8 protein-coding genes are annotated in these 13,932 nt (G+C 55.9%); all 8 read right to left on the reverse strand.

The genetic code is table 11. The annotated features are described in order from the left end of the window. Nucleotides 1–159 precede the first annotated feature (159 nt). On the reverse strand, nucleotides 160–816 hold the full coding sequence (locus BN1724_RS02980) for a vitamin K epoxide reductase family protein (protein WP_058234177.1): 657 nt from the start codon (nucleotides 814–816) through the stop codon (nucleotides 160–162). Continuing rightward, the gene (locus tag BN1724_RS02985; protein ID WP_058234178.1) at nucleotides 813–1,793 is read right to left on the reverse strand and encodes an NAD-dependent epimerase/dehydratase family protein; all 981 of its coding nucleotides are present in this window, start codon (nucleotides 1,791–1,793) and stop codon (nucleotides 813–815) included. The genes BN1724_RS02980 and BN1724_RS02985 overlap by 4 nt, the downstream gene beginning before the upstream one ends. Next, complete coding sequence (locus tag BN1724_RS02990) at nucleotides 1,790–4,477, reverse strand: alpha/beta fold hydrolase (RefSeq protein WP_058234179.1); 2,688 nt, start codon at nucleotides 4,475–4,477, stop codon at nucleotides 1,790–1,792. The genes BN1724_RS02985 and BN1724_RS02990 overlap by 4 nt, the downstream gene beginning before the upstream one ends. Then, a complete protein-coding gene (locus BN1724_RS02995; RefSeq protein ID WP_058235716.1) occupies nucleotides 4,474–5,505 on the reverse strand; it encodes a 3-oxoacyl-ACP synthase III in 1,032 nt (343 codons plus the stop codon). The genes BN1724_RS02990 and BN1724_RS02995 overlap by 4 nt, the downstream gene beginning before the upstream one ends. Nucleotides 5,506–5,725: 220 nt before the next feature. Beyond that, nucleotides 5,726–6,532, reverse strand: coding sequence for a hypothetical protein (locus tag BN1724_RS03000; RefSeq protein WP_157085726.1), 807 nt, complete (start codon nucleotides 6,530–6,532; stop codon nucleotides 5,726–5,728). A 1,217-nt stretch (nucleotides 6,533–7,749) separates the two neighbouring features. Then, nucleotides 7,750–8,352, reverse strand: coding sequence for a hypothetical protein (locus BN1724_RS12830; protein ID WP_157085727.1), 603 nt, complete (start codon nucleotides 8,350–8,352; stop codon nucleotides 7,750–7,752). Nucleotides 8,353–10,035: 1,683 nt separating this feature from the next. Then, a complete protein-coding gene (locus BN1724_RS03005; RefSeq protein ID WP_058234181.1) occupies nucleotides 10,036–12,426 on the reverse strand; it encodes a glycoside hydrolase domain-containing protein in 2,391 nt (796 codons plus the stop codon). A gap of 514 nt (nucleotides 12,427–12,940) precedes the next feature. Then, nucleotides 12,941–13,861, reverse strand: coding sequence for a sugar phosphate isomerase/epimerase family protein (locus tag BN1724_RS03010; RefSeq protein WP_084252700.1), 921 nt, complete (start codon nucleotides 13,859–13,861; stop codon nucleotides 12,941–12,943). Nucleotides 13,862–13,932: the final 71 nt, after the last annotated feature.

Here is a 13,932-nt window from a genome sequence, read left to right on the forward strand (position 1 = left end):
TGTGGCAAGGAATCTCGAGAGGTCGGCATGCGCCGACGCTATGTCGCTGACTATCCCCTGCGGCCAGCCCCGACGACCCGGTGCATAACCGGCCATACCCCACCCCGGGGACCAGCTAGAGGCCACGCGTTGACCAGCTAGAGGACCAGCATCGACTGTCTACACGCCGAGCATCGACAACCAGCTCGGCAAAAAGCCGAAGAACAGCAAACACAGCACGAGCGCATACCAGATGACTGTCAGGGAGATCCAATGACTAGTCAGCCGACGAATCACTCCCCCGGCCGGAACAAGACCGCTGTTCACGCTATACGCAAGATAGACGAAGAACATCGGAGCGGTCGCCGCCCACACTCCTAAACAGTTCGGGCACAGCATGTGGATGATAAAGACGGCGTCGATAATTAAAAAATGCACGAACCCGAAGGCGAGAACCAACCCGATCAGGATCGCGCGTTCAAACCATCGTGGAAGGTTCGCCCCCGCAGCCAAGAGCAGGCCAGCTGTTCCCAAAATGGCGTAACCGGCCAGGCCCAGGAACATATTGGGAAACCCAAAGATAGAGGCCTCCGGGGTCATCATCACTGATCCACAGGAGATAAACGGATTGATATCGCAGCCCAGGTGCGTTCCCGGGTTTTCAAGCATCCGAATTTTGTCGATGGACAGGACCAGAGCAAGAACCCACGAAATCGTCGAGAAAATAAGCAGTATGACCCCGGCAACGCGAGGATTAATTCGTTGATGCCGCGCGCGGATTTCAGCGTCGATCTCCGCCCGCAGGGCATCATCGTCCGGGGTCTCCAGATCGGTCATGGCATCCTTTCGCTCCTGTACCAAGCCGCGAGTTTATCGAGGCCGTCCTCGAAGGATACGCGTGGGGTCCAGGACAAACGCTGCCGTGTACGCCGCTGGTCAAACCAATGGGCCGTAGATAGTTGTTCGGCAAGGAATTCCGTCATCGGGGGCTCATCGGCGCCGGGATGTTTGTCCCACACTCTCTCCACCACGCGTCCAGCCCATCGAGCAGCACCCGAGGGAAGCCGCAACCGCGGGCCTGGCACGCCGGCAGCCGCACAGAAACCGCCCAAAACTTCAGCCACAGTTCGAGGCTGTCCGTTCGTGACCACGAAGGACTCGCCGTGTACTCGCTCAATTCGGTCCATGGCTGCAATGATCGCATCCGCCGCATTCGTCACATAGGTGGTGTCAATGAGCGCATGGCCACGGTCGAGCAGGGGCAGCGTGCCCCGGCGCCCCCGATCAACGATTCTCCCCACCAACTGGGTGTCGCCCGGTCCCCAGACGACATGGGGGCGAATCGAGACCACCTTCAGCTCATCGCTGTCGGCGGACATCGCTAAGAGTTCAGCGGCCGCTTTACTGCGCGCATAGTTGCCGCGTGCCCGTGCCGGATCAGCGGGTCCCGTCCCCTCCCCCACAATCGAATCACCCACGTGCGCGACTGAAGGGGAGGAAATATTGACCAGTTTCCCCACCCCGATTGCTCGCATGGCATCGAGAAGGTGCGCGGTGCCGCGAACATTGACGTTCTCAAACTCCTCATAGGAGCCCGCGAATGACACTTTGGCCGCGAGATGAATGACCGCATCCATGCCATCCACCGCGCGGCAAACATCACCGGGCTCGGATAACGATCCGGGTCGGTCTTTCACCCCGGGAATTGACGCGGGTCGGCGTTGGAAGGTTGTCACGAGGTCACCGCGGTCGCGCAAAGTTTCCGCAACGCATCGTCCGAGCATTCCCGAAGCGCCGGTCACCAGAACTTTCATGGGCGTCCCACCGGCAGCCCGCGCAATGCTGCCTCGGCCCAGCGAGACAGCGCAGCACGATCGATTTTCGAGTTGTGGCGAATATCCGTGGGGAGCGTGACGGTTGTGAACACCGCCGCCACATCGCTTCCGGTCATTTTCCGCACGGCATGGCGGACTGCCTCGGTCAGCGGGGCTGGGGCCGTGCGTGGGCGACGAGCTCGACCCGGCCGATACTCCTCATCGGTTTCCACGACCAGCACAATTTGTCGGGTCCCATTGGGACCGACGGCACACGCTCCGGCGCGTCGAACCCCTGGCACTGATTCTGCCGCTGCTTCCAGAGCGACCGGGGTGCGCAGCCCGTCAGCTGTGGCGATAACGTGTGCGGCCCTGCCTTCGATCCACAGCCGACCCGTCTCGTCGAGGTGTCCGACATCGCCGGTAGCGTGCCAGGTTGGGAAGCGGTGCGCGGTCCGAGTGGTATCCCAGAGCATGAGGTAGCGGTCGCGGGCATGCGGGGCACGGATCAAAACCTCACCGGTCACACCGGGCTCTGTCGTGGGTTCGGATCCAGTGCGACCGAGCTCATCCATCGGAGCAATCGCCACATCGACACGGCGAGCTGGGCGGCCCACACACACGCCGTTGCCTTGGCCTGCGTCCTCAATGCCTGGCAGGTCAATGGTGGTCACCACGAGGCATTCGGTCATGCCGTAGGGCGTGAGCAGATCCGCGTCGGGCATCAAGGCGCGCAGCTGCCGCAGAAGATCAGCCGGGATCGGTGCTCCTGCTGACAGGAAGACTTTTACCCGGGCAAGCGCTGCCCTTTCGCGGTCATCGAGCTCAGCTTCGGTCGCAAGCACATTGGCTAGCGCTGCCGGGGAGGTAAACACAGCGGGCTCGCCAAGCCGGTCGATAGCGTGGGCGAGGGCGGAGGCCGTGAGCGTGGCCGGGGAGGTGACGTCCATATCTGGAACCACTGAGGGAGCTCCCACTGCGGGCCCGAGCAGTGCGAACGGGGCGAAACCAGCCACCAATCCGAGCTCGGGTCCGAGACCGGTCGCTTCGCCCAGAGCACTGAACATGGCGGCCAGCTGGCGATGGGTGTACACCACGCCTTTGGCTGGGCCGGTGGAACCCGAGGTGAACAGCACAGCCGCGTCCGCGTCAGGTTCTGGCCAGTCTCCAAGAACATCCGGGCTCATGGCGAGCAGTTGGCTGCCTTCGTCTGCTAGCTGTGCTAAGGAGGTCTCAACTCCGAGCGCGATGCGATCGATAGTGGGCAGAGTCTTCACCGAAATACGCTGACCTGGCCAGCCCAGGGCGCGGGCACCCGCGAGGGCCTTTTCCACGCCGATCACATATTGCGAATGCGAGCCGACCACAGCCCGGGTCAGCCCCTGTACCCCGAGTCCAGCATCGGCCACCACCGCCACCGCACCGATCCGTAGACAGGCGTACATGGTGGCTGTTAAGTCCGCTCCCGGAGGGACCAACACGTTAACTCGGTCACCGGGGTGTACCCCGAATGCGAGCATACCTGCAGCAATGTCACGGACCCGGCGGGCGAGCAGGTCCCAGCTAATCGTGCGGGATCCCCCACCGTCTGCTTCGGATCGCATTTCAACCACGGCGCCGCGATCCCGATAACTTGGATCAGCGGCTAAATCTTCGATCCGCTGCCCTAACTGGATAAATGGTGCTGGCTGGGCGGCATCGGCGATCGTGGGAGGTGCCGGGCGGCGCTGAGCATTGCTGTCGAAAGTGTCGCTGAGCCAGCGGCAGACGATGGCGGCGACGTCGGCATCTTCCCACACTAGGTGGCTCGCGTCTTCAACCCGGTGCACGTCGGCCTGGGGCATCCGAGCAATCAGATCGCGCAGGTACCGATCAGAGAAGACCACATCACGCGGTCCCCACACGAACAAAGCGGGAACGTCGAGGTCGCGGATGCCGTCGGCTACTCGTTCCAAGGTGGGCCGGCTGGGATGCCCGGGTTCGAAGGGAATGTCGGCGACGAATTGTTCGATGCCGCGCCGGCGAGCCCGAGTTCGGTAGGGCGCAAGGTAGGCGTCTCGCACCTCGTGGGGAAGCGGCGGCTTGCTCAGAGCGAGTGTCGTCCGCAGGAAGCCGTCGGTCAGTGACGTCGAGGTGGGTAGAACCCCGGGACTGGTCGCAAGACGTAAAGCCCCCGGAAGGTGTTCAAAAATCTCCTGATAAACGCCCGTGTTGGTCAAGATCACGCCAGCTAACTGGTGCCGGTTATCCAGCGCCCACCCGAGGGACACCAAACCGCCCCAGTCGTGACCAACAGTGATGACTTTCCCTCGCAGGGACAGCGTGTCGGTGAGCAAAGAGAGATCCGTAATCCGGTCTTGCAGCGTGCGACGGCGCTCGGTGCGCTCAGACCATCCCATCTCCAGCTGGTCAACGGCGATCACTCGCCATGGGAGTTCAGCGGAGGCAAGCGGCTCCATGAGACTGCGATAGAGGAAGGACGACGTGGGATTGCCATGCACACACAGCAGTGTTCCCACCGGGGTCTGCCCGTTCTCGGCGAGGAGCGTCTGATTATCGAGCAGGTGCCAGCGGCGTTGCTGTCCGGTGGAGTCGGTCGCGAGTACGGTGCGATGCACTCGTGGGTCGACGCCAGGCTGCTCTGGAACCTCCGCGATATCGCCGGTTTTCCGGATGGTTTTCACCAGGTGACCTCCATCATTCCGGTATTGATACCGGAGCCCACTCCGAGCAGTACGATCTTTTGTCCGGGGCTGAAACTCTCCGAACTCTTTGCCAAGGTCATGGGCAGCGACACTGGGCCGACATTGCCCCAATCCGGGAACGTCACGGGAATCTTGTCGATATCCACACCGGTAGCTTTGGCGAATGCTCTGGTGTACACCATCGAAATCTGGTGGGTGATGAAGGTGTCAGCGCTGCGGAAATCAAATCCGTCCTTGTGCGCATCGCGCCACGCATCAACAACCAGGGCGAGGCCATGTTCGAGCAGACCCTTGGTGTCGGTCCTCATGTGGCCAAAGCTTCCGATGCACAGGTGATGGTGCTCGCTGCCTGCCCGGGAGACGGTACCAACCAGTTTGTGCCCGTTGGGGTGCCGATCAGCGGGGCCGAGCACCGCAGCTGCCGCACCGGAACCAAGAGTGAGGGAAGCGAACTGATACTGGAAATCTTCGCGGGTCGCGTCCTTCGAGTTCAGGCGGTCAATCGTGCCCCGATGCGTAGATTCCATATCTTCAGCGCCGACCACCAGCGCGTAGTCGATCTGACCTGCGTCGATCATATTGGCGGCGAGCGTCATACCGTTGACGAATCCGAGGCAGGCATTGGTGATATCGAAGTTCATCGCAGAGGTCGGCAAACCCAGACCCGCGTGCACGGCGACGGCGACCGAGGGCTCCAGGTTCCGGCGCGACACAGAGGTGTTGATGACGATCCCGATCTGCTCGCGCGACACCCCCGCCCGAGCGAGAGCGCGTTCGGCGGCGGTGACCGGGGCTTGTACCCAGCCCTCCTCGTCTTTCCACCAGCGGCGTTCAAAAACTCCTGACACCCTCTGCAAGGTTCCCCGGGGCAAGCGCAGACGTTTGCGCGCAGGAGCCAGCCAGTCATCGATCTGGTCGGAGGTCACCACCACCGGTGCCTCTACCGCCGTGATCGACAGGAGGGCAGCATTGCTATGGCGGAATGTTGTGTTGCCGTTCAAGCGCATACCTTCGTCGTCTATCGTCTGTGGCACGGGAAATCCCGTGCCATTGTCCCACCCAGTGCGCGACCCTACGGAAGCGTAGCCGATATGTCTCCATCAAAGATGGTCGTGCCGCATACAGCGTGGCATATTGACCGTTATGCACGCGATGACCGCGCGGAGACGCGGTGAGGGTCGCGTCACAAAACAGGCGTCTCGTACGTCATCGACCAGCGTTCATACCTTAAATGGTCAGTCCTAAGAATGCTTGCGCTGTCAGCGAATCCGCTGCATTGTCGTCTCGGTTCGACGATTCTCGCCCCGTGAGTCGTTGCCGGGCATCGACCGTCCTCGGCTCACAGGACACCGTGGACGGGCTGAGATCAGCGACGTCATTCCATTTTTTAAGGGGCATGATCTCCACGGGGAACGTGTGATGAGAATTAGCGGCAAGCGGCTGGCGCAGAGTCTGGATAGCCTGCAGAACGTGCGTGCCTGGGATGCGTCGAGCGTCGACACCACCGAGACTCATCCCGGCAATCGCCCGAGAATCGACCTCTACCCGTACTCTCACGCCTCGGGGAACGGGCGCAGGCCCAACAGAGAACACCGTTACCGCCGCCGGGACCCAGATATGCCGCTCAGCAGCGGGCTTGAACGGGGTCCACACCACCCCGGTTTCCATCCCCCATCTTTGATCAGTTCGACTATCGACCTGTTCCGCTTTTGACTCGTGCTGGGTCTGGTTCGCATGCGTATCGATCACGACGTTGAGCGGTTGCGGATGAGAGATGACGTCATGCGGGTAGGCGAGGTCTCGACCGGCGCCGAGCGTCACAGTAGCTGACTGACCGGGTTCTATGGCCTCGCTCACCTCCACCGTTGCAGACATGAGGTCTCCCTTGCCGGATGGCTCCGACACATAATGGCAGCGCAGGGGTTTGCCTTCATGAGATACCAGCGGAGAGGCGTTGACTTGGTATACCCGTTGGTCCCAGGTCATGGTGATCCTCATGCCCGGTTTGATGCCGTCGGGAGTTGTCGGTGTCATGATGCCACCTAACAGCCGAGGCAACGTCACTGTATTGCCTTCGGCTGTGGCAACTGTAAACGTCTCAGATGACACTGTGAATCGCGGTGCATTATGAGGATCAGCAAGGGCCGAAGGGGCATTCGTGACGAAGACAGCGAGGGTTCCTATCCCACCGGCAAGGAATGCACGGCGTCGCAGATTGGCAGTCGATTGTTGGTGGGTAACCATAGTCTTCATCCTTATCGGCGTAAAGGGGCGGTCGGGAGTTGTCGGCGTGTTTCACATCTTATCTTCAATAATGGCTTTCGGACGGGATAACCGGATAGCTGGCCACGTTTTCGATGGGGTATCTCGGATAGCCGTGCGCGATGAAAGGTAGACATGTGTCCGCCAGATGATTGGGCGACAGATGAGTCGAAAATAATCGTCATGTACCGCGGCCACGGGCCTACAAGATGTAGGCCGTGTTGACATACCGTCCGTGGACATGATCAAAAGAAGGAGCGATATATTTCAGTCGTTTAATATGGAGGCGGCCCCGCAAGCCAAGGCGCAACATAACTATCCCACACTAAAACCTGAATAATAGAACTGACCACGAAGACGATTGAGGGCACAACCGCTCGCATATACGGGTTAATGGGCCGACGAAAAATATCAGTGAAGAATATGATGCCGCAGGCCAAAAGAATAGGTAGACCAGCAAGGATATTCTGCACAGGTACGGGCCAACACGTTGGGTAGACGCAGCTTCGGGAAGGATCTATGAACTCTAAACTTGATCCGAAATGAGTACCCAAACACCAAATAAACGAAAGCCATACCGCAAAAACAGGCCGGAAAGATACAAACCATGTCCAGTCCTCACTCCGAACAGGGGCGATTGCAAAACCGACCGCTAACAGAACGATTAAGGTCACCCATTCGGTCGAGGGCGCCGTGCCGTGGATCACCGAGTGCAACTCGGTCATACGTACATACGATAAGCCAGAGTCACCTATCCCCATGAGGCCTACAAGGACTGTACATAAAACAAACGATATAACTCCACCCAGAAATCTCAATAAACCCATGGTAATCCGTGCAACGCGTTCTCGGGTTACGATACTGTTTGACACTTAAAATTCCTTTCTTGACAATCGACAACTGGGCTCTAAAACCAAAGACAATTTCTTGTATTAGCTACCTCAACCCGATAAGCTCAAGTGCAGAGTATATAATTTTAAGGCTTTGAATCACTGCCACCACGACGGGGGTGGACCGTTAAGAAACTGAAGGATGTAACGATCCCACACCCAAAACTGCATGACAGTTAAAAATATATAGATAACCGATGGCAAAATTGCTCTTAGATAAGTATCTATCGGCCTGCGAAAAACATCAGTTATAGCAAAGACAGCACAGGCAATCAACAGTGGCGCACAAGCAAGCATTCCTTGGAAAGGTTGAGGCCAGCAACTCGAATAGACGCAGTGGTCAGAGGGCCAAAAAAACTCAAACGAGGTGATAAAGCTCAAACCGCCACACCACGCTACCACCAACCATACGGCAAGCCCTAAACGGAATGATAAGAACCAAAAAGAATTCTCACGCCGAACGGGAGCGATAGCAAGCCCAGTGGAAAGCACGACATTCATTAACACCCAAGCGGATGACGCAGCCAGACCATGCACAACTCCACGGGGTTCAACTAACCGCACTCTTGATAGCCCAGAATTGTCTACACCAGAGATGAACGCTACACACGTGCACACCAGAAGCGAGGCGATCCCTAAAAATATCCGAAAGACAATCACTCTAAATTGAATAATTTCTTCTCGAGTTATTTTCTCTTGCACGATGCCTCCTCTCGTTAGCGCGTAAGTATTCACATAAACTGGGTTGCTCGATCTGCTACGGCACACGTTTGGTCTAAAATTTAGACGACCGATTTACAAGATATTCGTAATGCGCCCTGACATTAATCAATAGATAGGCGGTCCACTAAGAAAAGGGAGGACGTAGCTGTCCCACACTAAAAACTGAACGGCAGTCAAAGTTAAATATACAGCTGATGGCAAAACTGCTCTTACAAAACCGTTTGATGGCCTGCGAAAAATATCAGTAAGTAATGCGATGACACAAGCTATCAGCAGGGGAAGCCCTGATAATATATCTTGAAATCCTAGCGGCCAACAATTCGCATAGACACACTGATCAGATGGTTCCACAAACTCAAACGCTGCCCCTATTCGTGCCCCAGCAAACCATACAAATAGCAACCAGACAGAAAGCCATGGACGGAACCACAAGAAAGCAAAGGAATTTTCTCGTCGGACAGGAGCGATAGCAAGGCCCAGCGCAAATACGGCAATGTACATAAGCCACTGTGTAGACGGTGCTATTCCTCGGCTAACACCGGAAGGAGCGGCTAGGATTACACTCGACATTCCGGAATTAAGTACACCAAATGCAAAAGATATGTAGGTGCACGTTATCAGAGATGCGATACCTAAAGTGAACCGCAAAAAAGATGCAGCTATTTTTTTGACGCTACCTTGTGAGATATCCACTGCCAAACACCTCCTCTAAATTTTATCTTAAGCACATATATGTCAGTTTCATGTTAACGATTTATAGCTTTTTCGGCGCATCATGGAGGTAGTACACTAGTTCCCCTATACACTACCCACTCACATCAAAAAATGGGGTGGCCCACTGAGGATGGGAAGAACATGCGTATCCCATATAAAATATTGGATTATTGTGGATCCGACAAAGACAACCAGTGGTACGGCTATTCGCACAAATACATGTGAAGGCCAGCGAATAACATCCAATATAAAGATCAGCGTACACACCAACAACAGAGGCGAGCCAGCCAGTAGTTCTTGAACTGGAGTCGGCCAACAACTTGGATACGCACATTGCGTTGAAGAATCCAAGAACTGCAACTGAGATATAAACCAAGAACAAAGTGCCCAAAAAAGCACTATCCATATTGTGAGCAACGGCCTAAAAGATAGAAACCAGATAGAGTCTTTTTTTCGACTAGGGGCAATAGCAAGTCCGATCACAATGAAAGAAAGCAACTCTAAATCTTCAGCAGAAGGAAACGTGCCGTAGTCGATAAGTCGCGGTTGAACCATACGGACATGAGAAAGCCCGGAGTGTCCAAGCCCGTACCCAAACGCACCAATCGTGCATAGCACTGCCGAAACTATGCATAAAATAATGCGTAATATGCTTGCCGCAAACTCTTTGTTTGGCATATTTGGTGCACATAATTTTATCAAAATTTCTTCCTTCCGATGAAAACTTATAGCTTTATATTACCTGTAAAGCTGATTATAAATAGCCTCCAATATTTCTTGCAGCTAAGAATATATTTGAGAAGTTTAATGAAATCTAAGCCATATCGGTTTGTCTACGCTGACAATACTTCCGGCACCAACAATCTGCGATCGATACGCTAATCATTAAGACGAATCATGGGATATTTACGTAACATTTTGCAATGCAGCAGAAAGTAAATAACATCCTCAGGATCCGAATCGCTCCATCGCTGCAGCGTACCCCCTCCCCAGTTGCTCTGCCTGGAGTTGGTTGGGTAAAGCTGCGATTCCAGCCGCCTCCTTAAGCGCTTCGGGGGTTTTAAATATATTTGACGCGCCGTAATCAATACCATCAGCCAACTTTTTGAATGCCGCACTTACATTTTCCGGCTTTCCACCAAATCTCTCCTTATAGAACCTGCGAACCCTTGTTTTAGAATCTTCTTTCAGTAGCACTCGCAAGCAGTCCGATAAAGTGGACTCCGGATTCACTTTAAGAGCTTTTGCGACGAGCCATGCATCCGCATCAGCAATAACATCTGCTCGGTCAAATGCGCTAGGCTTGTCAGTTCCAAGTATTGTGGATGTCCAAGTAAACAAATCAGGCTTAGGGCTATCCTTAAGCCTCTCATAGTTACCCCATAATTGAAGCAAATCTAGAGGCCAACCACCCAAGTCGCCTAAACCGTAGTCATCAAATGTTGTTGACAATCCCCACGTGCGATAGCCTAAGGCTGTAGCGGCGAAATGTGCAACATCCCGTTTAGAGTCAGGTCTTGCTGGAGATAATTTCCCAATAAACTGCTCTGCCACTGACCGAGCAACCTTGGAGCCTTTTGGAATGTCACCTTCTGGAAGATATATATCCCACTTACCCCCATAAGACCCTTTACCATAGTTAGGCTTTCGTAAATAATTTAAGATGTAATCTGAAATCAGCGGTGCATATATGTCGATACGGAAGAGGATGCTGCTGTTACTCCTAAGCGCCCTCTCCGCTGCAACTTCAGCACGTACCACCCACTCAAAGACAGCATCGAAGCCAGTAGCCGATGGTGATCCATCCCGTTCAACAGGTGGGGATATCACCGTTGAGAGGTCCACAGACGCAGCCTTCTTGGAAACCATCACGTGGTCAACATTGAGCTTTGCCGACCCCACCGGTTCGTTGGACACCTCGACGACCTGGTTGTAATGCCAGTTGCTCGGCATAGGAAAGCCCATATTCCCAGACCATCCTGTCGACATACCCGCGATAAACGACCCCGACGTCAACCCCTCATCGGCAAGGATCTGACATATATTTCGAGTGCCATAGACTCCGATCTTGAAACTCCCCGTGACCGCGGAATCCATAACCTCTTTCACGCCCCTAAAGAATTCCTTCACCGGGCCAATAATGGTGTCCTCCGCGACATCCATGTCCACGCTGAAAAAGATCAGAGTGTCTTTAGGAAAGCCCAACACTCGGCCCCGTTCCAACGCTTCAAGTCCCTGGGTGCGTCCAGCTTCACGGGTCATGGTGCTGACATTATTGTTAAACCGTTGATGTAGCGGGAACAGTCGCAGTCCTTGTGCTTTCAGCAAATCGAGTTCCGGGGAAGTAATAAACTTTCCGGCACCCACCGTGTAGCGCCCGATATGGGTGTAACCACTAGCCTTAACACCAGCTGCTTGAGCCGCATCGAGTTGAATATTTGTGTCGATTCCCTTGGTTTTGATACCGGTGTCACCAGAAGAAACCAGGAGGCTAGCCCACGTAGTGAAATCACCCTTGCCGGTCTCCGGTATCTCCATAAAGTTTTGGAACAGGCGAACTTTTCCAGCTAAGGCTTCGCTGAATACGCCGTTGAGGTCAACGCCGTATCGATTAAAAATTAGCGCCGCTTGAAAAAGCCGTACGAAATGCGTGGCGCCGTCGGATGACCCAACCGCAAGCGAGGCTTTCTCCTTGAGGCCCGCCTTGGTTCCCGGCCCGAAGTTGCCATTAGCGACCCCATCGGCCATGCCAATCTCATATTGGAGAGCGAGCATGAGAGCATTTTGAACCTGACGGGGAAACAGTCCGTCGCAGGGTACTAGAGCAAAGTCTCGGCGGCCAGAGTATGTTTTATTGAGCCACTGCTGAACACCGCGAATGCCATTAGTGCCCTTCCCGCGGATAGGTATTTTGTAGGCGTCCATGGAGAGCAGGGACGCCATGAGCTTGACCTCTAAGACCGGGTTGTCCGCGCCGAGACCAAGGTCGGAGCGCGCACTTCCCAGAGATGGGATAAGGGTGGCAAAAGATACCGGACTGTTGGCGTAGAGACCGCTGTACCCCTTGCACCACAGCGCGCCACTGATAACCCGAACGACATTCTCCGGAACGGAGCTACTCGCGTTCAGGACACCGAACTTGGTCTGGAACGCACTGGTGCTCTGCGCTCCCCAGCCAGAGGCGACAGGAGAAATGCCCATCTCTGCCTGCATAGCTCTGCGCAGCGCGTAGATGGTGTTCCACCCCGTAATGCCGTCCTCGGGGATCTTCACCCACCCAGCTACGGTTGCATAGGTGGCGTTCAGCCATTTTTGGGCATCGAGGATCTGCTGGTCCATCGAAACTCCTGCCATTGGAGAAAACGGGATGTCGGCGATCTGACCTGCGGGGGGATGGCCCATCAGGCACCACGCCGATAGGGTTCACAGTACCGGTCGAAATGGGGTGCACCCGGGATTTAATAATGACGCCGCATTTCTTTCCAAACTCTTCAATAAATCTCTATAACGACGACATCCGCTCACCGACTCTCCACACAAGCACTGCTGCGCCCACGTCACCTCACAGCGCTGCGAATCGAGTTCGCGTAATCATTTGTGTCTCAAGCGATGGCATCCGCCCTGGTCCCCACATGCGGCATTTCCCGTGTGGGCTCGACGCGACGCATCGCATCCAGCATCCGCTTCTCTCCGCTGCCAGGCGCCGCATCAGGAGTGAATTAGCTGCCGGCAAAGCGGGTTATACACACATAATCTCCCTGGCCCACTACCAGACCGTTGCCCCCCAGTCGCCGCCACATCCACAGCGAAAAACGGCGCCCAAAACCGGCATAACTCACAAAGCCTGCGACTGCTACACACCGGGCTCAGCAATGTGGTGCGCTAGATGCGCACGGGCAAAGCTGAGGCACTGCCGCAAAACCTCTTCGCGGGCTCCAGGACGCCGCAACGTAGAGGTTGTGACCTCCACCACCACGCTGCCGCTAAATCCGCGATTAGCGAGTCGGCGCAGCACCTCGGCGCAGGGTTGGTTGCCCTCCCCCGGTGGCCGGTGTTCATCCTTGGTGGTGCGCCCAGAACCATCCGCTAAATGCAGGTGCGCCAGGCGGTCCCCCAACCGATCAAGCATCGCCAGCACGTCATCACCAGCTGTTGCGGCGTGGGACAGATCAATAGTGCAGTGATTGTAGGGCTGGTCAGTGGGGTCATGACTGGGCAGATAAATCATGGCCTCGCGGAAACCGAGTCTCCACGGGTACATATTCTCGACCGCCACCTGAACACCGTATTCGGCTTCTAAAGCGGCCACCCCGTCGACGAATTCACGTGCATAGCGCGTCTGCCACCGAAATGGCGGGTGCGCAACCACAACCGGGGTATCTAAATCAACCGCCATCTGAACAGTGCGTTCGATCTTCGGCCATGGCGATGGCCCCCACACGTGTTGCAGAAAGAACAGGGTCGGAGCGTGCAGGGAGAGGATCGGCTGATGGTGAGCTTTGGAGAGCGAGCGTAGTCCGCGAACATCCCGAGAAAGGTGCGAGGCGGACACCATCACTTCTACCCCGTCGTAACCGAGGTGATCAGCGATTCGGAAGGTATCGGACAGCCCCAGAGGAAAAACGCTCGAGCTAGAAAGGCCGACGGGAATGCGGCGACGCGGCATCTGATCACTGAGTAAGTCGCCTCCGCTCAGACGCCGACGCAAGGTTGCCCGACCTCTGCGATGCGCCTGGTTTTTGCGGGTGTAGGGAACCCGTCCGCTCCGTGTCATCAGAGCCTCCTTACCTCTCACCGCCTGGCCACAACGTGTCCGGCCAGATTCAATGCAGCTCCTAGCCGGAT

The organism is Devriesea agamarum, from assembly GCF_900070355.1.
Taxonomy (GTDB): Bacteria; Actinomycetota; Actinomycetes; order Actinomycetales; family Dermabacteraceae; genus Devriesea; species Devriesea agamarum.